This is a genomic window from Niastella koreensis GR20-10, assembly GCF_000246855.1.
Lineage (GTDB): Bacteria > Bacteroidota > Bacteroidia > Chitinophagales > Chitinophagaceae > Niastella > Niastella koreensis.
In genome coordinates this window covers 6490364-6512509 of record NC_016609.1, presented here as the reverse complement: position 1 = coordinate 6512509, position 22146 = coordinate 6490364, and the positions used below count along the sequence as shown (strand labels likewise).

Here is a 22146-nt window from a genome sequence, read left to right as displayed (position 1 = left end):
ATTAATATTTATGCATGAAAGGCCTCAGATTGAAAAATTATTCCATGGTTACTGGTATAAATACCAGCGGAGTGGGCAAACAACTGGCGCCTGGAGGTGAATAGGTCAGCTTTATCAGTTGTTCTTCACCGTTGGCTGCCGGCGGAAACACCTGTATCAGCACGGCTTCCGGCGCTTTCCTGGTAACCAGTTTATCGGCAGGTAATTGAATGATCCCTTCTTTGAACTTGCCTTTGCTCACCACCATGGTGTTGGCCATTGCACCGCACCATTGGTTGTTATCGCTGCGGGCGTTCCAGGTAACCAGGGCCAAACCGCGGCCATCGGTACTCTTCCACTTAATTTCCATGTTATACAATACGCCGTAGTTGCCGGCCAGGGTAGCAATGCGGCCGCTGCTGCTTTCTTTACCCAGCACCCAGCCATCCTGTTTGCCATCGGCCACAATGATCTGCGAAACGCCATCCTTGGTTTCGATGGTGTTCTGCGTTAACAACCGGTAATTGCTTACCCCAAAAATGCCCCGGCCTGCGCCGCTCTGGCTTTTTGAAGGCAGCACATTGGTGATGCGGGCAAATGAGGCGGCGGTGGAAGAAGTGGTGTTCGTTTGCAATACGCTTACTTCACCAGGTTGGTCAATCACAAATTCATAGAAGCCATGCACCAGTTCATCGTATTTGACAATATTTTTTTCATGCGCCGGATCTATTGCCAGGATACTGCCGGGTTGAATGGTGCGGATAGTGGTTTGCGGAGTAGAAGCAAAAAAGTCGGCCAGTCCCTGTTTGCCTGCATAAAAGTAACTGGTGGTTGGTTTTTGCGAAGAAAATTTCAGCATCCGCAAATGCATGGGTGCTTTGCCTGTATTTTTTATGACCGCAATTATTTTGGTGTTGATCTTTTCCGGCTCTTTCACGCCATTCACATTATACACGTACAACCGCACGGAACCTGATTCAACGGCTTCCCGAAAGGCAACGCCTTCAGGAACCCGAATGTATTCAGGATCATCGGAGATCAGGTACTGCGGGCCAGGCTGCACAATCTTTTGATAAGCGTTCATCGGAAGCTTTTCAGTTAACAGTCCCGGCAGTTCAACTATAGAACCCTGGGGAGCGGCCAGTAATTTCTTATTTAATCCTGTATCGATGGCAGGACCCTGGGCCTGAATAGCGGTTTGAACCAACAGGGAGGCGCCGAGCGCCATAGTATATATGGAAACTGACCTTTTGGGAAACAGGTTCATAATAATTAGTATAAAAAAGATGAAGTAAATAAAAATTATTATTAATTATGACAAACATAATTATAATATTTATAAATATCAGGGTAGATGCCCTGTTTTTTAGAATTAAAATGAGTTAAAAGCGGAAGTTGTTACAAGCTACAATAGACCGGGACCCGGTTGCCGGATTTTACCGGCCGCCTGTTGCCGGGAGGCCTTCAATTTACATGTAAACCTGATTAAATGAAGGGAGGTCAGCTAACCTTGTAGAGGAATATATGAATGAATAATCTGTATCGATTTCTATATCGATATAGAAATCATTAATTTCTATTTAAATATCACTTTCGGTATTTTGTTCCAAAACCTATTGCTAAAGTTTTCTATAACGCTATAGTGAATAATTCCCTGTTGTCCTGCTTCAGTTGAGATGAGGTAACTGGCCAACTGGTTAGCTGGAGAAACGGACTACTATAATTTAATGATAGTTAAATGATTGTGAGGGTTTCTTCGCAACTCCTTCGCAACTCCTCTTAGACGGCCCTTAGGTTTCTTCGCAAATTTGCGAAGGATTTGGCCAGCATTTGCGAACGTGGTCCGGCTGAGTCCCTGCTCAATCCCGGCAGTGTTATCCAATAGATCCCGGTTCAGAGCGTAGTGGAATGGTAGCAAACTGGCAGGGATATGCGCTGGGTATTGTCTGCAGCCACTCTGGATATTCTCAGGATATACTAGTGTGCTTAGACCATTCCCAGACAACCCTCAGACAATCCTCAGAGAACTCCCTGAGTACTGCGCTACAATCCCATGCCCATTCCGGTACAATCCGGACGCCAAAGGGGCCAGAAAAATGAAAACTGCCCCTAAAACCCTAATAACTAACTAATTGAAAAACCTGAAACCCAGAACTTTAAACTTAAAACGCTGAACTTAAAACTAAGTCCCGATTGCCAGCAACTTATCCCTCGCTATCAAACAGCCTCCTATAACCCCGGCCAGTTCGTGGAGTTTTGACATATGTAGTTGAGTATCATTGTTTACCAAACTAAGGGAGTATTTATTCAATGCGCTGCGGATGGGCAGGCGAATGTAATCGCCAGTTTCGGCAAGGGTGCCGCCCAGGATCACCAGTTCAGGATTGAAAATATTGATGATCACCGATATGCCCCGGCCTATCTTTTCACCAATGCCGGCTATCAGTTCAATGCTTAACACATCTTCGTTTTTGGTGGCCTGTATGATGTCGCTGAGGCGAAGATCGTCAGGCAATTTGTTGGGCAGCAGGGAAGAGGAGGAACCCTGTTCAATCTTTTCTTTGAACTGCCTTATCAGGGCCTGGCCGCTGGCCTCCGTTTCGAGGCAGCCTTTTTTTCCGCAATGGCAAATGATCTCGTTCGAGAACAGGGGAATATGCCCGAACTCACCGCCAAAGCCTGATTTTCCGCGGTATATTTTCCCATCGATCATAATGCCCAGGCCTATGCCATAATCGAGGTTTACAAACAACACGTTCTTTTCTTCCCGCACAATGCCATTGTGAAATTCGCCGTATGCCATGGCCCGGGAGTCGTTCTCCAGGAAAGTGCGGATGCCAATGGCTTTTTCTATGGTGGCGCTCAACGGCTCTTCATGAAAATGGAAAAAACTGTAACTGTACCCGCTTTCGCTGTTGATGCGGCCAGACAGGTTCACGCACATGGCCAGGATGTTGCGGCTTTGCACGGGCAGGTTGGCGATAAAATGCTGAATGATCTTGATAAGCTGGTCGAACGATTCGCGGGTATTGGCCAGCACAAAGGGTACATGCATTTCTGAAGTAACCAGGTTCTTCTTGAAGTCAAGCAGGCCCAGGTTGATGTAGTAATGTTTCACATCCACTCCAATAAAAAAGCCTGATTCCGCTACCAATCCATACATACTGGCCCTTCTGCCCCCTTTTGAATCTACCTTACCATAATCCTTTACAAGTCCGTCTGTTATCAACTCATTGATCAGGCTGGTGATCTTGGGCACACTGATGTTCAACGCCTGCGCCAAATCGGTAATGGTGGTATTGCCGAGCGCATCGAGGTGATTGATGATCGTTCGCTTCAGGGCTTTGTTCTTATACGCCACACCCGAAGTGGTCTCATCTGAAAACAGTTCAAATATGCTTTGCTGACCTGTCATGGAGAAGGTGAGTTTTTAATTCTTTTTTAATAGTCTAAGGTAAATGGATGATTCTTAAGTATAAAATGTACTTATGCTCGTTATGTAAATAAAAATATTTTATCAACTATATTCTATTTAATAAATTTAATTATAAATTTACTCAGCAAAGATAAAATAAATTAAAATAATAACCGAACTATGACTGCTGATGAAAGGAATGTAGACCTTGTAGCGGAGACTATGCCCGCCAGCGAAGGTACCCCGGCGTATTATGCCCCCCTCTATCGCCGGGAACTGCTTGAGAGTGTGTTGCCCTTCTGGCTTAAATACAGTAAAGACGAACAGCATGGCGGCTATTTCACCTGCCTGGGCCGCGATGGTAAAGTATATGATACCGATAAATTCATGTGGTTACAGGGCCGCGAAGTATGGTGCTTCAGCTACATGTATAATAATGTACAGAAAAACGACAGCTGGCTGAACATGGCCCTTCATGGTGCGGAATTTATGGAGAAACATGGCCGCGATGCTGAAGGCAACTGGTACTTCTCCCTTACCGCTGAAGGCAAACCCCTGGTTCAGCCCTATAACATCTTCAGCGATTGCTTTGCAGCCATGGCCTTTGCCTCGCTCGATAAAGCCATCCCTGCCGACCGGTATAAGGAAATTGCAGTCACCACTTTTGAAAATATCATTCGCCGCCAGCATAACTGGAAAGGCATTTATAACAAAGCTTACCCCGGCACCCGCCCGCTTAAGAGTTTTAGTTTGCCCATGATCCTGTGCAACCTGTCGCTGGAGCTGGAACATATTATTGGTACGGCCCGGGTGAATGAACTGGCGCCCTTCGTTATCAGTGAAGTGATGGACGTGTTTTACAAACAGGAGCAGGGATTGATCCTCGAGAACGTGCATCCCAATGGCGATTTCAGCAACAGCTTTGAAGGCCGGCTTATCAATCCCGGTCATACCATCGAGGCCATGTGGTTTATTATGGACCTGGGCAAACGTATGAACGATGCCGCATTGATTAAAAAAGCCTGTGACATTATGCTGCATACGCTCGAATACGGTTGGGATAAAAAATATGGCGGCATCCTTTATTTCATGGATGTGCTTGGCTATCCCCCGCAGCAACTGGAGTGGGACCAGAAATTATGGTGGGTACATGCCGAAGCGCTGGTAGCCCTTGCGAAAGGCTATCAATTAACCGGCGATGAACGCTGCTGGAAATGGTTTAAAAAAGTACACGACTATACCTGGGCGCATTTTCGTGATGAACAATACGGCGAATGGTTCGGTTACCTCAACCGCCAGGGCGAAGTATTGCTGGATCAGAAAGGAGGGAAGTGGAAAGGATGTTTTCATATTCCAAGGGCGTTGTACCAGGTTTGGAAAACGCTGGAGGGAGTTGATCAGTTGATCAGTTGACCAGTTAACCAGGAAGTTGATAGAGTTGACACGGTTGATAAAGGAAGTTGACGAGTTAACAGGTTGACAGGTTAACGGGAAAGATGAATGTTAGGGGAATGAAGTAGGTGGTTGATAGATGATAGAGTTGATAAAGGAGGCCGCGTCGCGGATTGCCGATTGCCAATTGCCGATTGTCGATTTCTTTCTGCCGTTTGCCTTTCATCTTTGCCCTTTGCCTTCTGCCCTCTGCCTTGTATTCCAAACGATTGCTTGCAGCCAAAAGCTTGCAGCACCAGACCATTACCATTGACCATCCACGTAAATGAAAGCTGCAATGAAATACATACAACTGCTGATACTTCTGCTTAACAGTCTGCTGATGACAGCACAATCTGTTTACAAAACAGATGTCCTGATCATTGGCGGCGGGGCCAGTGGCACTATGGCCGGCATTCAGTGCGCCCGCCTGGGAGTGAATACCGTAATAGTAGAGGAAACCAACTGGCTGGGTGGTATGTTAACGGCTGCAGGCGTATCGGCCATCGATGGCAACCATCGCCTGCCTGCAGGCTTGTGGGGCGAATTCAGAAAACAGTTGTATGACTATTATGGGGGCGCCGATTCAGTAGAAACCGGTTGGGTAAGCAATACCTTGTTTGAACCGCACACCGGCAATGAACTGCTTCAAAAAATGACCGCCGCCGAAAAAGCATTACAGGTATGGCTGAATACAAAATGGCTTTCGGTAAAACGCGACCAGCAACAATGGACCGTTACGGTAATGCAGGGCAATAAACAACGAACAATAACAGCTGCCATATTAATAGACGCCACCGAACTGGGCGATGTAGCCGCCGCTGCCGGCGCCGGTTACCGCATAGGAATGGATAGCAGGCACGATACCGGGGAAGAGCAAGCGCCGGAACAGGCCAACAACATTATTCAGGACCTTACCTATGTAGCGGTATTAAAAGATTACGGCCCTAAAGCCGATAAAACCATTCCCAAACCTGCCGGGTACGACGCCGGCAAATTTGCCTGCAGTTGTGATGTAAGCGATCCCGCCTCGTTCGACAGTCCGAAGAACAATTGCTACCGGATGATGCAGTATGGCCGCCTGCCGCATAACAAGTACATGATCAACTGGCCCAAATGCGGCAATGATTATTACCTCAACCTCATTGAAAAAACACCGACGCAAAGGGAGCAGGCCCTGAAAGAAGCCAGGCTGCATACCCTGCGCTTTGTATATTATCTGCAAACCGTACTGGGTTATAAAAACCTGGGACTGGCCGATGATGAATTTACCACGCCCGATAAATTACCCATGATCCCGTATCACCGGGAATCGCGACGCATAAAAGGGCTGGTCACCTTTACGCTGCCACATGTGGCTACGCCTTATGAAACGGCAAATCCCCTGTATCGTACCGGTATTGCAGTAGGCGATTATACTATAGACCATCACCATCTCAAAAATACAGCCGCACCAGCCATTGATTTTGTAAAGATCAAAGTGCCTTCGTACAACGTGCCCATGGGCAGCCTGATACCACAAGGCATCGATGGTTTAATTGTGGCTGAAAAAAGCATCAGCGTAAGCAATATCGTAAACGGGGCTACCCGCTTACAACCGGTGGTGATGCAGCTGGGGCAGGCGGCAGGTGTTATGGCCGCCCTGTGTGTGCAGCAAAAACTACAGCCTGCACAATTGCCGGTTCGCGCCGTACAGGAACAGATCCTGAAAGCCAATGGGTACATTATGCCATTCATAGATGTACCGGTTACCGATAAACATTTTGCCATTATTCAGAAAATTGGCGCCACGGGTATTTTAAAAGGAACCGGTGTGCCGTATATGTGGGCCAATCAAACCTGGTTCTATCCCGAACAACCCATGCCTGCCTATGAACTGGTAAAGGGTCTTCGGTCATACTATCCTCAATTAAATACTTACTGGGCTGCTTCCGGCAACATGTGCACGTTGACGGAGTTCGTAAACATCGCAAAGCAGACCGGTATTGTTATATCAGAGCCGCAGGCTATAAGTGATTTGCAAAGCGCCGGCATTCAGAGCGCCGGCGCCGCAGATCAATTAAGCAGGCGTGCCATTGCCATACTATTGACCCAATACCTTCATCCTTTTGAGCAAACGATCACTATTTCAGGCTCACTGAAGTAGGCCATAAAAATTTGTAACCTCCACTTTTAACCAAAGTAACTGTATGAGACAATTGCGGCATCATTTGTTAGCAGTACGCGCACTATGTTTAAGCGCTATTTTTCTTCTGTGCCACTTCATTTCATTTGGCCAGTCACAAACGGTTTCAGGTACAGTAACCACTGCGGACGGCAGTCCGCTTGAACGGGTTTCTGTATTGATAAAAGGAACCACCACCGGAACTGTAACAGATGCAAAAGGACAATTTTCACTAAAGGCACCGGGTAGTACGGTGGTGCTCGATGTTTCCATGTCGGGTTATGCTCCCAAAATGGTAGTTGCCAAAGCCGGGGAACCCATTACTATTACCATGACCCAAAGTGCCGACAATATGGAGGAGGTAATGGTAGTAGCCTATGGTAAACAAAAGAAAGGAACGGTAGTTGGTTCGGTAGCCCAGATCAGCGGGGAAGAATTGAAAAAAGCACCAACCATGAACGTTACCAATATGCTGGCCGGCCGCGTGCCCGGTCTGGTGGCCGTGCAGCAATCGGGCCGCCCGGGTAACGACGATGCTACCCTGCGCATCCGGGGCGTGGGTAGTTATGTAAATGCAGGCCCGCTGGTAATTATCGACAACGTACAGCGCGATAACTTTGGTAACCTCGATCCCAATGAAATAGAAAGCATCACCTTTTTAAAAGATGCGGTATCTACAGCCGTATATGGTTTACAGGCTGCCAATGGGATCATTCTCATTACCACAAAAAGAGGGAAGAGCGGTAAACCCACCATCACCTATGATGGCGCGGCTACGGTAAACTCCAATACCCGGTTCCCTAAATTCCTGAACGGTCCCGATTATATGGAATGGTACAACAAGGGCATCGAGATGGATAACGATTACAACGACCATGTGGGGGCCAACCTAGTGGCGCCCGTATATACAAAAGAACAGATAGAGGCGGTGCGCAATGGTACCAATACCAATCCGCTGTTGGGTAATACCGACTGGGTGGGGCAGCTCACCGGTAAGAACGCAGTTTCGCAACAACACAACGTAAGCGTACGCGGCGGTTCAGACAAAGTAAAATATTTCACCACCCTGGGTTATTATGACCAGGAAGGGGTGGTAAAGAATACCAATTTCAAAAGATACAATGTGCGTACCAATATAGACGCACAGGTGAATGAGATCTTATCCGTAGCCATGGACCTGGGCCTTCGTCAGGAGCAGGGCGCCACGCCGGGGATACTTCCGGATAATGAAGCCTACATGAACCCATTTTACCAGGCGGTGCGCATGTTACCCAACATGCCTATGTATGCGCCCAATGGATTACCGGTAGGGTATAATTCCGGAGCCGGTTGGGTGAACCCCTTAGCTGCGGTTGACAGATCGGGTTATCAGAACTCCACAAAGAACGTCTTTCTTGGTAACCTCACCGCCAATGTAAAAATACCCTGGGTAAAAGGCCTGGAAGGTAAATTGATGGTGGCCTATGATAAGAACGGCACTGAGAACAAAAGCTGGCTGACGCCTTACAAAATGATGGGCCGCGCCCGCGACCAGGTAACAGGCGATTATGCAGAAATTGCCAACCCGCCCGGGATCACAAAAACCACCCTGCGCCAGTCATACAGCCAGAACAACCGGCAAACGTTTCAGCCAAGCCTTACCTATAATAATTCATTTGGCGATCATAATGTATCGGTACTGGCATTGTATGAATGGTCGCAATATAAGACCAGCGTATTTTCAACAGGCGCCAGCAATTTTGCCATTACCGACATCCAGGATATTAATTACGGCAGTACAGCCTCCCTGGACTTTATTACGCCAACCGGTAAAAGCACTATCGAAAGACGTGCCGGTATGGTTGGCCGGTTGAACTACAACTATAAACAAAAATACCTGCTCGAACTGGCCAACCGCTGGGACGCTTCTGTGAAGTTTGCGCCAAAGAACCGTTGGGATATGTTCCCTGCCGTTGGGTTGGGCTGGGTGATCAGTAAAGAAAAATTCTTTGATCAGTTAGCCAAAACCGTAACCTCCCTGAAGCTGAAAGGTTCAATAGGCCGGTTAGGGTATGAACAAAGCACTTCTCCTTTTGCTTACCTGCAAACGTATTCCCTTACCGACAAACCGGTGGTGGTAATGGGGGGTAGCCCGGTATCAGCCATTTACACCAGCGCTCCGCCAAACGTGAATATTCATTGGGAAACATCTGTATTGACCAATGGTGGTTTTGAAGCCGTGTTATGGAATGGCTTGCTGGGTGTTGATCTGGAAGCGTTCTATAAAACAACCGACGACATCATCAGCAATGTAACCAATTTGTATCCGCTGTCAGTAGGAGGTTATTACCCTGCCAGTGTAAACTATGGTAAAGTAGATAACAAAGGATTTGATCTGCAATTACGGCACAGCAATCATTTTGGTGAATTTCATTATAACGTTACCGCTAACATGAACTGGTCGCAGAACAAGATCATTCGCCGGAATGAGAGTGCGGGTTTGCCCGAATGGCAACGTACGGTTGGTCACAGCGTAGGCGAAAAACTGGGTTTTGTAGTGGATGGCATGTACCAGAACTGGAAAGAAGCTGCCAATGGTATTTCACCCAGCGGTGGTACGCTGGCTCCCGGGTTCTTCAAATTTAAAGACCTGAATGGCGATGGCCGCCTCACCCGTGCCGATGATATGACCTTTATTGGCCGCAGCAACACGCCGCAATTAATGTATGGATTGAACATCGATCTGCGTTATAAAGGATTTGATTTCTCTGCGCTGTTACAGGGTGCCGCCCAGGCAGATGTATTGCTGGCCGGTGCGTATGAAGGGTCGAGTGGTGTTACAACCGGGGTGGAAGATAACACGCCGTTCAGCAAACCCTTCTATAATTTCGGTAACTCGCCCTACTTCCTGGTGGAGAATGCCTGGACGCCCGATAATCCAAATGCGGCTTTTCCCCGTTTGAGTTCCTATAAAGCAACACTGTCTGCTCATAATGCCAATGCCAACTCTGGATGGATCCGCGACGGATCGTACCTGCGGTTGAAATCGGCACAGCTGGGTTATACCCTGCCTGCCAAATTAACCAGTGCGGCAAAGATCAAACAGGTACGTTTTTATATATCAGGCTTCAACCTGTTCACCTGGGATAAGCTGAAGTACCTCGATCCCGAAATGCCCAACGTAAACAATGGATTTTATCCGCAGCAACGCATGATCTCCGGCGGAGCCAACATTACTTTCTAATAAAAAATAACGGAAGCTATGAGCAAAATGATCTCAACTATAAAATGTACGGTGCTGGCTGCTTCATTGATCGCAATGACGCCCGGCTGTAAAGTAGATGTTTTTCCTACCGACCGCTACACCGAAGAATCTATCTACAGCAATGCCAGCAATATGGAACTCTATATTGCCGGCATGTACGCCGAATTTCAGAAGTTTCAATTTGGCCAGTTCCCCATCGGGTACAGCAATGCTACCGATGCGTTGACCGACATCGAAAAATATACATCTACCGTTGCCGGTAATGGTACGGTGAACATCCTGGCCACCGATGCCTCCAGGGTAAATGCCGCTGGTCCGCAATTGAACTACTGGCAAACAGGCTATGAGCGCATTCGCCGGGTAAATGAATTTATTTCCGGCCTGAACAAATACGCCAAGGTAGATGACGGTACAAGAAAACAGTATGAGGCCGAAGCGCGCTTTATCAGGGGCTATGTGTATTTGTGGCTGGTGAAACTGCATGGCAGCGTGGTGCTGTTCGATAACCTGGACCAGTACAGCTCCAACAACCACCAACGCTCATCGGAAGAGGATTGCTACAAATTCATTGCCGCCGATTTTCAATTTGCGGCCGATAACCTGCCCAAACAATGGCCATCCACTAAAACCGGCCGGGCTACTATGGGCGCTGCCTATGGCATGCTGGCACGTACCTGGTTGTATGCGGCTTCCATTGCCGAGTACGATAAAAAGCAATTCAACCAGGATGAATTTACCGGTATACCGGCTGCCAGTGCGCAAACCTACTACCAGAATGCAGTCACCGCCGCTGAAGCGGTGATAGGGCTGGCTAACCAGGGCTATTATGCGCTGGAAGCTAATTTTACCAATACTTTCTATAATAAGAACACCAAAGAGGCGCTGTTCAAGGTTGATTATGTAGCGCCCCAGCTTACGCATACCTACGACCTGGGTTTTGCTCCACCCCGCGACGCTACTGGCCAGTGCCTGGTGTATGGCGTGCCTACTGCCGAAATGGTAGATGAGTTTGAAAGAATTGACGGCACCAAATTCCTGTGGAGCAACCCGGTTCACGCAGCCAACCCATACGATAACCGCGATCCCCGCTTTTACGCCACCATCCTGTATAACGGTTCAAAATGGAAAAGCCGCACCCTCAATACCACGCCTGGCGATGGTACGGAGGGATTTGTAGAATATGCTTCCACTACCGAACCGCATAAAACGGTTACCGGCTATTACATCAAAAAAATGCTCGACTCCACCAATACCACTTTTGTGGTGAATGCAAGTACCCAGCAATGGATAGAGATGCGCTATGCAGAGGTGTTGCTGATCCACGCCGAAGCCAAAACAAAGCTGAACGATATCAGCGGCGCCCAGCAATCATTGAACAAAGTGCGTAACCGGGCAGGCATGCCCAACACCACCGCCAGTACCGCTGCACAAATGATGGAAGCGATAGAACATGAGCGTAAAGTGGAACTGGCCTTTGAAGGTCACCGGTACTGGGACCTGCGCAGATGGCGCAAGGCGCATCTGGTATTGAATGGCGTAAAATTCACCGGGCACAGGATCACCGGTTCAGGCGCCGGCACCACTTATGAAGTAGTGTCATGTGATAATACCAACCGCCAGTTCACCCCCGCGTTGTATTACATTCCTATTCCAACAACTGAATTGCAGAACAACCAGGCGTTGACGCAGATCAAAGGATGGTAAATCAATAGGCAATTGACAATAGACAATTTGCCAATTGTCTATTGCTGATTACAAAGAATAATAAATCTTCAACAATGAAACAAATATTTCTCTATATACTGGGAGCAACAATAGTTACAAATTTGGCTTCTTCCTGTCGCAAAGCTGATGCCGTGCCCCGGCAGGGCGGAAAAGCCCTCAGCGATGTGTATGCGACCATCGAAGGGTTTGGCGGTAACCGGTTGTTTGAACCCCGGTATAGTAATGATACCATTTATATAGATGTGCCTTATTTCTATCAGCCAGATTCAAATAACCCGACCGATCTGTCAAAAATTATTATCCGTACTACTATTTCAACCGACGCCAAAATAACGCCGCAACTGGGTTCACCCATGGATGTGCGCGAGCCGCTGCATTTGACGGTGACATCAGGAACCGGTGAAGTAAGCAATTATGTACTGGTAGTACGTAATGTGGCCGACCTGGTATTGCGCACAGCTGCTTTTACCTATATGGAAAACGGTGTGCCGCAAACCATCGATGGCGTAATTGATAACACCACCAACGAAGTAAAATTTTATGTGGTACCCGGCACCGATGTATCGGCAGTGAAACTGACCACTACCGTGAGCCCGCATGCAATACAAGGCATAACCGATGGCTCTGTTATTGATCTGTCACAGAATAAAACCGTTCCATATACCGTAACCGGTAACGATAAAACAAAACGTACCTATACGTTCAAAGCGCTGGATCCGGTAAAACTGAACTATGGAGTAGGTATCAGCCGCCTGTTGTGGAAAAAGGATGCAGTCAATATCACCGGGTTCACCACCAATGACAACAACCGCTCCATGGCGGTAAGTGGAAATTACCTGGTGCTGGCATTAAGCACCACACCATCTACTTTTAAAATATACGATCGTAAAACCGGGGCGTATGTGCAGGATATGGCAGTGCCGCCCGGCAGCTTGCGCAGCTTTGCCATTGCCAACGACTCGGCCGGCCACATCCTGATTTCTTCCTGGGCGCCGAAGAATTCTGTGTTCTATGTATACAAATACAATGATCCGTTTGATGTAAACCCGGTAAAGCTGATCCAGTGGACGAATAACAACCCGGCTGCCATAACCGGAGATGGAGGAGTGGGCAGAAGGATAAATGTATATGGCGATGTAAACAAGAACGCGATCCTCGACGCTACAGCCGGTGTGTCGAATATTACCTACAGCTGGCAGGTGACCAATGGTACCATGGTAAATAATACGCCAACGCCATTAGCTTATCAAACAATGGCCGGTGGTACTACCTGGTCGTTCTACGCCGAAGCGCAACCGGCTTCAACCACTGCCAATGGCGATTACTTTGTAAACTATGCAGGAGAAATAGCCCTGGTAAATGGGGCCAGTAACAGCCGGTCCGTAGCGTTCACTTCAGAAACAGCGGTCATTGGCCTCAACCACATGGCCATGGATTATTTCCAGTTCAACAATGCAAGTTTCCTGGCGGTTCAACGGTTTACCAATGGTACCAACAGCAAGGCGGGCTTTAGCCTGTTCGATGTTACAAAAAGCTCCAATATAGGGCTTACATCAACGGCGGCCGGGTTCAAAGACTTCAGGGTATTTGCTTCGCCCGATGCCAACGACATAACCGCCAGTGCCAATGGCAATGGGGCAGGAGATATTTGCACGGTACTGAACGACGACCGCGAAAGAGTGTGTGTATACATGTTACTGACCAATGGCGGTATTATGGCTTACGAATTCACCAAATACGCTCCTTAATCCTAAAAACAATACAACATGAAACAAATAGCTCATGTAATGAATATATTGGTAGCCGTGCTGCTGCTGGCCACCGTAGCCTGTAAAAAGAACGGCGCTTCAGGCGATGCAGGTGGTACCGATGGCAGCATTGCCGATACCGTACGCCGGCGTAATGTGCTGGCCTGGGTAGATTGCCGCTCGAACGTGTATGGCACAACGGGCAGATTCAATGATACCGCCCAGATCAGGAAAACACTCGATACCTTAAAGAGCATAGGCGTTACCGGGCTGGTGATGGATGTAAAAGGCAGCGCGGGGTATACCATGTATCCCAGCGCCTATACCACGCAGTATACTTCAATTGGCGGAAAAAGTTTTACGCCCAATGTAGACTATGTGGCTTTTATGGTGGATGAAGCGCACAAACGGAACATGAAGATCTATGCTTCCACGGTAACCTTTGTGGAAGGTGACGCCAGCCGGGGAATGGGAACACTGTATGATAATGCGGCATTCAAAAGCAATTACGAATCCATTGTATGCGATGTAAACGGGAACCGGGTGTCTATTACCAGCACCGGCCGCAATGGGTTTGTAAACCCGGCGCAGCCTGCCGTACAGGAACGGGCCCTGAACATAATAAAGGAGATCGTAACAAAGTATAATGTAGATGGCCTTATTCTGGACTATGCCCGCTATGCAGATATTTATGCCGATTTTTCAGATTTCAGTAAAAACCAGTTCATCAGTTTTTTGCAGGACAGGTTTCAGGATAATACAGCGGCTAACATGAACTTCCCCAAAGACATTGTAGCCAGCTGGAAGGAAAGCGCGGGTTCGGTACTACCCAACGTTACCGGCAAGTATTTTAATAAATGGTTATTGTACCGCTCAGGGGTTATTTACGATTTCTTTAAAAAGGCCCGTGCCACGGTGAAAGCGGTTAAATCGAATGTGGAGTTTGGCGTATATGTTGGGGCGTGGTATGGTACCTATTACCAGGTAGGTGTTAACTGGGCGAGCCAGGATTACGATCCGTTCGGCGATCAAACCATCCGCTTCGATTGGGCTTATCCCAGGTACAATGAAACCGGGTATGCCGAACAGCTCGACATCCTGATGACCGGTAATTATTTTACCCAGATCTTATTATCAGAGAACAGCGCCACGGCTAACCTGAAGTACCACTGGTGGAGTATCGAAGGATCGATCAACGGTATCAAATACATCACCAAAAACAAGGTGCCGCATTATGGCAGTGTGGATATGGGTAACCTGAACTGGTCGAGCAAATCGGAATTAACGCGCGCCATCAAATATATTATCGATAATACAACAGGCGGTGTGATGCTGTTTGATGTAGTGCACATGTATGCACCGGAAACCAATCAATTAAAGCAGCCCTTGTGGGATGCGGTAGCGGCGGGGATAAAGAAGTGAGTTGATCAGTTGACAGGTTAACAGGTTGACAGGTTGACGGGTTAATGAGTAAGAATAAGCTTATGTAGGTTGATAGGGTTGATACAGTTGATATACTTGAAATGTAAAATTGATGAGGTTAAAGAATTCACGCGAGGATGCCCAGCTCCCCCTCCACGGGAAGGGGCCGGGGGGAGGCCGCAACAAAAGTTTAGACGCATTACGGGGCTTCGCCATTTTGGCGATGGTACTCTCCAGCAGCATTGCCTTTTGCATTTTGCCTGCCTGGATGTACCATGCACAAACGCCACCGCCCGGGCATGTGTATACCCCGGAGTTGCCGGGCATTACCTGGGTTGACCTGGTGTTCCCTTTCTTCCTGTTCAGTATGGGCGCTGCCATTCCGCTGGCCCTGCATAAAAAAGTGAAGGAAGGAAGCGGAACAGCCATGGTGTTATATACGGCTATCCGGCGCTTTGCAGGCCTTGTGTTCTTTGCGCTGTTCACGATGCATGCGCGCAGTATGAGCAAAGAACCGGAAAGCTGGCATTATGTGCTGCAGCTGGTATCGTTCGTGTTGTTGTTCTTTCAGTGGTATATACCGGCCAACACCCTGTACAAAAACCGGTGGCTGGTAATAAGAACGCTGGCTTTTGCCGGAGCGGGTTGTTTGTTGCTGTTTTTGCCTTTTAAAGATGGAAATGGATTTTCATTATACCGGAGTGATATTATCATTCTGGTGCTGGCCAATATGGCGCTGTTTGGCACCATCGTTTGGTGGTTCACCCAAAACAAACCGGCCTGGCGGATTGCCCTTTTACCTTTTCTGATGGCCATTATCCTGGGCGCCAAAACGCCCGGAAGCTGGAACGAAATGGTAATGCAATGGTCGCCGGCCGGCTGGATGTATAAGTTCTATTACCTGAAATATTTGTTCATTATAATACCAGGTACGCTGGCAGGCGACTGGCTGGTAGCGGATGCGGGTAGCAATAAACCGGAAGCGGATGAATTGCCGCCGCAAACAATAAAAAAAATGGCAGCACTCTCGGTGTTAATTATAGTGGCGAATGTAATATTGCTGCTAGGGCGGCATACGAACCTCAATGTAACAATAACGGGTTGCTGTTGCGCCGCCTGCTATTTTATCCTGTATCAAATACCACAAAAACAACTTTCTCTTATTCACCGGTTCTTTACAGCTGGCGCTTACCTGTTATTGCTGGGACTTTTTTTTGAAGCCTGGGAAGGCGGCATAAAAAAAGACCCCTCTACGTTCAGTTATTATTTTGTTACTGCCGGACTGGCCTTTTTTATGTTGATGGCTTTTGAAGGGTTACAATTGACGAATATAGGTAAGCGAATAATCGGTTATTTCAGTAATAATGGAAGAAATCCGATGGTTGCTTACGTGGCCGGTAACTTATTGCTGTTGCCGTTGCTGCACGTGAGCGGCGGTTATGAACTGTATACCGGCATGCAAAAAAATATAGCGGGTGGAGTAGTGAGTGGATTGTTATTTACAGGTATTGTTTCAATTATAACAGTGGTATTCACCAAAAAAGGGTGGCAATGGAAAACATAGTTGAGTAAGCATAAAATCCAGTATCCGATCCTGAGAAAGCCGGTTGATACTTCAGGGGAAGTTCAGCCGGTAAATTTTAAACTAATTGGCAGCTTAATAAAAGACGCATGAATTTATCAACCCTTGACATTATTATTATCATTCTGTACCTGCTGGTGATCATTGGCCTGGGCTTCTGGATCTCGAAGAAAGCATCAAAGAACATGCAGTCTTATTTCCTGGGCGATAACAACATCAAGTGGTATTGGCTGGGTTTCAGCAACAGCAGTGGCATGTTTGATGTAAGCGGAACCGCGTTTTATGTGGCCCTGTTATTTATTTATGGGTTCAAAGCTGCCTGGCTGCCCTGGTTATGGCCCATCTGGAACCAGATCTTTGTAATGGTTTTCCTGGCCATCTGGATCCGGCGAAGCAACGCGCTTACCGGCGCCGACTGGATCATTAAACGATTTGGCGACGACCGCAGCGGCCGCCTGGCACATATGATCGTTGTGATCTTTGCAATTATAAGTGTGATCGGTTTTATTGGGTATGTATTTGTTGGTATCGGAAAGTTTGCCGCGGGTATTCTGCCCTGGGATATTTCCAATGCTGTATTGACCAATCAACAAACCTATGCCCTGGTCATTGTAATGTTAACCACCTTATATACTGTAAAAGGCGGCATGTACAGCGTAGTGGCTACTGAAGTATTGCAATATGGCATCCTGGTAGTGAGCTGTATATTGGTAGTGATCTTTGCGGTAAAAGGCGTTAACTACGACCACCTGCATCAGCAGTTGCCGCAAGGCTGGGCTTCCTTCTGGCCACAATGGAAACTGAATATCAACTGGGACAATACCTTTTCACAGGCCAATGATAAAATAGCTGAAGATGGTTTCAGCTGGTTTGGCGCCCTGGTGCTGATGATGATCGGAAAAGGCATCTTTGCCAGTTTGGCCGGCCCTGTACCAGGTTTTGATATGCAGCGTATCCTCAGTGCACGGAAACCCTGGGAAGCAGCCAAGCTGAGCGGTTTTACCAACCTGGTATTATACATTCCCCTGTTTATGATGGTAAGCGCGCTTACCCTGATTGCCTTCAATTCATTTATGCCAACATTACAGGGACAGTCAAAGCCCGATTTTGAAGTGATCCTGAGCCAGGTGGTAAGCAATTACCTGCCGGCAGGTATTCGTGGTATTGTGCTGGCCGGATTGCTGGCTTCTTTTATGAGCACCTTTTCTGCCTTTGTAAATGCAGCCCCTGCGTACCTGGTAAATGATTTCTATAAAAAATATTTCAAGCCAAATGAGTCGCCGCGTCACTATGTAAAGTGCAGCTACCTTACCTCCATAACTATTATCGCTATTGGCTGCTTTTTTGGCTTGTTCGCCAATTCACTCAGTTCACTCACCTTATGGATCTCTTCGGCCCTGTATGGTGGTTATGCTGCCGCCAATGTGTTGAAATGGATCTGGTGGCGTTTCAATGGCTACGGGTATTTTGCAGGAATGGTAGCCGGGTTGTTATCAGCCACCTTTGTACCGAAATTAATGGCCTGGATAAGCAACGCATCCGGCGGTATCAGCACCCTGATCTCCTTCTTTATTATCCTGGTACTGTCGATGGCTGCGAGTGTTATCGGTTGTTTGGTAACACCCATGCCCGATAAAAAAGTGCTCACCCAATTTTACACCAATACCAAACCCTGGGGTTTTTGGCAACCCGTATTGCAATGGGTAAAACAAACAGAGCCCGCCTTTGAACCCAACCGCCAGTTTAAATGGGATATGTTCAATGTACTGATTGGTATTTGCTGGCAAATGAGCATGGTAATTATGCCCATCTTCTTTGTGTTTGGCTTTATAAGTTATGGCTTTATGGCCATGAGTGTATGGATAACCTGTATGGTTGTTTTAAAATTCACCTGGTACAACAGGCTTAAAATTACAGCGGCATGAAACAACGTTTGATCCTTTTACTCACCCTGATGATGGCTGCGGGCGCTGCATTGGCGCAAACAGAACCGGTTGACAGCAGTTATGCCAATGGTTATTATGTAGAACGGATGAAGTTCTTCGATCAGTTGCACCCTGCGCCAAAGCCTGTGGTGTTCCTGGGAAACAGTATAACGGAAGCCGGTCCCTGGAGTGAGATCCTGCCCGGCATAAATGTAGTGAACAGGGGCATCAGTGGCGATAATTCCTGGGGCGTATACAACCGCCTGAACCAGGTAATAGCATTGAAACCGGTAAAGATCTTTTTGCTGATTGGCGTAAATGATCTGAAACGCGGTGTGCCCATTGAATATATTGTAGCCAATTATGACCGTATAGCGGCCACGTTAAGAACGGCATTGCCAAAATCAACCCTGTATCTGCAAAGTGTATTGCCGGTGGCGGAGCCCATGCTGGCTAACATCTATGCAAAGATCAGTAATGAAAAGATCCGGCGATTGAATGACGGGTTGAAACAGGTAGCGCAAAAGTATAATTGTCCGTTCATTGACCTGTACCATGAGGTGTTTGTTGATGAAAAGGGGCAAATGCCCGCACCCTATACCACCGATGGCCTGCATTGCAAGCCGGCGGGGTATCTGGCATGGGCAGCGTATTTAAAAAAGAAGAAGTATCTGTAACCACCCGGCCCCCTAAAGGGGGAGAAGCCAATTGACAATTATAAAATGCAACCCCATTGTCAGGATGGGTCTTTAAAGTTTATTATATGTTTCGATCTCTTATTGTTTTTGCGTTCAGCGTTAAGCGTTTTGCGTTTAGCGGTTTTCACGTTTCCCGAATAAGCCTCTTATTATTTCTGGGGCTGCCAGCTTTGGCTCAGGATCAACCCAGGAAAATAGACAGTAACTACAACAATACCTATTACCAGGGCCGTATGGAGCTCTTCAACAGTCTTACCCCACCTAAAAATGCCATTGTATTTTTAGGGAATAGTATTACTGAGCGGGGTGCCTGGGGTGAGTTGTTGCCCGGCCAGCCCATTATGAACCGGGGTATTGGAGGCGATAATACCTTTGGTGTACTGGCCCGGTTGGAAGGAGTGGCCAACGCACAACCGAAGAAATTGTTTTTGTTGATCGGGATAAACGACCTCAGCCGGGGATTGCCAAAAGAAGTGATCCTTAATAACTATCACCGCATCTTAAGTTACCTTACCAGTCATACGCCAAAAACAAAGATCTACGTGCAGAGTGTATTGCCCCTGTATGAACCCTACACAAAAGAAGCCTACCTGAAAAACAAGAAGGACAGTATTTTGCAGTTGAATGAAGGAATAAAACAGGTGGCGGCGCAATATCATGTACCTTATATCAATTTGCATGAGTTGTTTGCCGATGCCAATGGCGATCTGAAAAAAGAATTGACGGCTGATGGCATTCACCTGCGGCCGGCTGGTTATGTGTTATGGGTTGATTTTCTAAAGAAGAAAAAATATTTATAGGGTATGAAACTGTATGTGGTGCTTGCTTTGTTGTTGAGTGCATTGGCAATTCAGGCGCAAAAGCCGGTACGTATTACCTATGCCGAAAAAGATACCAGCACCCTGTGGTTCGACTGGTATAAACCGGTTACAAAGCCCAATGGGATGTCGGTGCTGTTTGTACATGGCGGGGCATTTACTGGTGGTGATCCCGTAAACCAGCAACCGATGGCAGATGGCCTTACAAAGCTGGGGTATAATGTATTTGTAATTAAATACCGGTTATACCTGAAAGGGAAAAGCTTTGGCTGCGATATAGGGGTGCCGGAAAAATTAAAAGCGGTGCAACAGGCGGTGGAAGATGCACGTGATGCAACCAGCTATTTGATAAACCATGCCGCTGAATTACAGGTTGACACTTCAAAACTCTTTATCGCCGGCAGCAGTGCCGGTGCAGAAACCGTGTTGAACCTGGTGTTCAATCCTTTTACGCGTAAACAGGATACCGCTTACGATCTGTACAAAACGTTCCGGTATGCGGGTGTACTGTCATTCTCCGGTGCTGTGCTCGACATAAACAGGGTATACAACCATGTACCCGTGCCACTTTTTATGATGCATGGTATCAATGATCAGTTGGTACCATATACAACAGCCGCCCACCACTTTTGTAAAGCGGTTGACCCCGGCTGGATGATTATGTTTGGCGCGCGTACCCTGTACGATGACCTGCAAAAAAGAAACTGGCCGGTAGTGTTGTATTCGTACCAGGAGAGCGGCCATGAAGTAAGCAACTATATGTTCCGCAAGTTTACGGAAATGAACAGGTTCATGCAGCAGGCCATCCAACACAAAATAAAAGCAACCCACTTCATGCTTAACAAGGAAAAATAATTATAGTGCATTATGAAGATCACGGGCACCTTTATAGATGAGATCAGTCACGACATTCCCCATCAAAACTGGGGCGCTGATGAATGGCGGCGCGATTTTGAATACATGAAGGCCATTGGTATAGATACCGTTATTTTAATTCGCAGTGGCTACCGCCGGTTCATTACATACCCCTCTGTTTATTTAATAAACGAACAGGGTTGTTATAAACCACCGGTTGATCTGGTGCAGTTGTTCCTGCAGCTGGCCGATGAACTGGGGATGAACTTTTATTTTGGCTTATACGATAGTGGTAAGTACTGGGATACCTGCAATATGCAACATGAAATTGACAGCAATCGGTTTGTAATAGACGAAGTATGGAAACAATATGGTCATCATAAAAGTTTCAAAGGCTGGTACCTGAGCATGGAAATAAGCCGGAAAACGAAAGGCGCTACCGAGGCATTTAAAACCCTGGGGCTGCAATGCAAACAGGTGAGCAATGGGCTGCCCACCCTTATTTCGCCCTGGATAGATGGGAAGAAAGCAGTGATGGCGGCATCTTCCACACTCACTAAAGAAGATGCGGTTTCTATAAAGGAGCATGAGCAGGAATGGAGCGAGATCTTTGCCGGCATCCAGGGCGCTGTTGATGCAGTGGCCTTCCAGGACGGGCATATAGATTACCATGAGCTGGACGATTTTTTTGCCATCAATAAAAAAATGGCCGACCGGTTTGGCCTGCAATGCTGGACGAATGCAGAATCGTTCGACCGGGATATGCCGATAAAATTTCTGCCTATCAAGTTTGAAAAACTGCGGTTGAAGCTGGAAGCGGCGCGCCGCGCCGGGTACGATAAGGCGATCACATTTGAGTTTTCACATTTTATGAGCCCGCAGTCAGCCTACCTGCAGGCCGGCCATCTGTATAACCGGTACCGCGAATATATTGCTGGCTTAAAGTAACATGCTTTATACGTTGTAAGTTTTAGTGTTTTAAATAAGGGTGAGTCCCCGGCAGCTGGCCAGGATTCACCCTTTTTAATTTAAAACGCCTTTCCGGGACGTTCCTGTAAAACGTTTTTGTTTTTCAATTAGCATATTATCAGTTCTTTAGACATTTCCTTCACTCCCATATCGCATAATTCACTAAAATAA

The 22146-nt window shown here is 47.3% G+C and carries 14 protein-coding genes; 12 read left to right on the top strand and 2 right to left on the bottom strand.

The window, feature by feature from the left end; all coding sequences use genetic code 11:
* Positions 1-37: 37 nt before the first annotated feature.
* Both NIAKO_RS25775 and NIAKO_RS25770 read right to left on the bottom strand, forming a co-directional pair.
* On the bottom strand, positions 38-1246 hold the full coding sequence (locus NIAKO_RS25775; protein WP_014221390.1) for a copper amine oxidase: 1209 nt from the start codon (positions 1244-1246) through the stop codon (positions 38-40).
* A 915-nt stretch (positions 1247-2161) separates the two neighbouring features.
* Entirely contained in the window at positions 2162-3394 is a 1233-nt protein-coding gene (locus NIAKO_RS25770) for an ROK family transcriptional regulator (protein ID WP_014221389.1), read from the bottom strand.
* 180 nt (positions 3395-3574) lie between these two features.
* Here NIAKO_RS25770 and NIAKO_RS25765 point away from each other — a divergent pair, with 180 nt between their 5' ends.
* From NIAKO_RS25765 to NIAKO_RS25710, 12 genes are all read left to right on the top strand, one after another.
* Positions 3575-4807 (top strand): n-acyl-d-glucosamine 2-epimerase, encoded by a 1233-nt coding sequence (locus NIAKO_RS25765; RefSeq protein WP_014221388.1) that lies wholly within the window; start codon positions 3575-3577, stop codon positions 4805-4807.
* A gap of 316 nt (positions 4808-5123) precedes the next feature.
* Positions 5124-6971: an FAD-dependent oxidoreductase gene (locus tag NIAKO_RS25760; protein ID WP_014221387.1), complete on the top strand. Its 1848-nt coding sequence runs from the start codon at positions 5124-5126 to the stop codon at positions 6969-6971.
* A gap of 43 nt (positions 6972-7014) precedes the next feature.
* A complete protein-coding gene (locus tag NIAKO_RS25755) occupies positions 7015-10212 on the top strand; it encodes a SusC/RagA family TonB-linked outer membrane protein (protein ID WP_014221386.1) in 3198 nt (1065 codons plus the stop codon).
* An 18-nt stretch (positions 10213-10230) separates the two neighbouring features.
* Positions 10231-11937 (top strand): RagB/SusD family nutrient uptake outer membrane protein, encoded by a 1707-nt coding sequence (locus NIAKO_RS25750; protein WP_014221385.1) that lies wholly within the window; start codon positions 10231-10233, stop codon positions 11935-11937.
* 74 nt (positions 11938-12011) lie between these two features.
* Entirely contained in the window at positions 12012-13706 is a 1695-nt protein-coding gene (locus NIAKO_RS25745; RefSeq protein WP_014221384.1) for a DUF5018 domain-containing protein, read from the top strand.
* 18 nt (positions 13707-13724) lie between these two features.
* Positions 13725-15128, top strand: a complete 1404-nt coding sequence (locus NIAKO_RS25740) for a family 10 glycosylhydrolase (protein WP_014221383.1) — start codon at positions 13725-13727, stop codon at positions 15126-15128.
* Between the two features lie 112 nt (positions 15129-15240).
* Positions 15241-16692: a DUF5009 domain-containing protein gene (locus tag NIAKO_RS25735; RefSeq protein WP_014221382.1), complete on the top strand. Its 1452-nt coding sequence runs from the start codon at positions 15241-15243 to the stop codon at positions 16690-16692.
* 107 nt (positions 16693-16799) lie between these two features.
* Positions 16800-18635, top strand: coding sequence for a sodium:solute symporter family protein (locus NIAKO_RS25730; protein WP_014221381.1), 1836 nt, complete (start codon positions 16800-16802; stop codon positions 18633-18635).
* Positions 18632-19312 carry a GDSL-type esterase/lipase family protein gene (locus tag NIAKO_RS25725; RefSeq protein ID WP_014221380.1) on the top strand — a complete coding sequence of 227 codons (681 nt, stop codon included), beginning with the start codon at positions 18632-18634 and terminating at the stop codon, positions 19310-19312. Before NIAKO_RS25730 ends, NIAKO_RS25725 begins: the two co-directional genes overlap by 4 nt.
* Before the next feature lie 86 nt (positions 19313-19398).
* Complete coding sequence (locus NIAKO_RS25720; protein WP_014221379.1) at positions 19399-20133, top strand: GDSL-type esterase/lipase family protein; 735 nt, start codon at positions 19399-19401, stop codon at positions 20131-20133.
* A gap of 3 nt (positions 20134-20136) precedes the next feature.
* Complete coding sequence (locus NIAKO_RS25715; protein WP_014221378.1) at positions 20137-21006, top strand: alpha/beta hydrolase; 870 nt, start codon at positions 20137-20139, stop codon at positions 21004-21006.
* 12 nt (positions 21007-21018) lie between these two features.
* Positions 21019-21954 (top strand): DUF4434 domain-containing protein, encoded by a 936-nt coding sequence (locus tag NIAKO_RS25710; protein ID WP_014221377.1) that lies wholly within the window; start codon positions 21019-21021, stop codon positions 21952-21954.
* Positions 21955-22146: the final 192 nt, after the last annotated feature.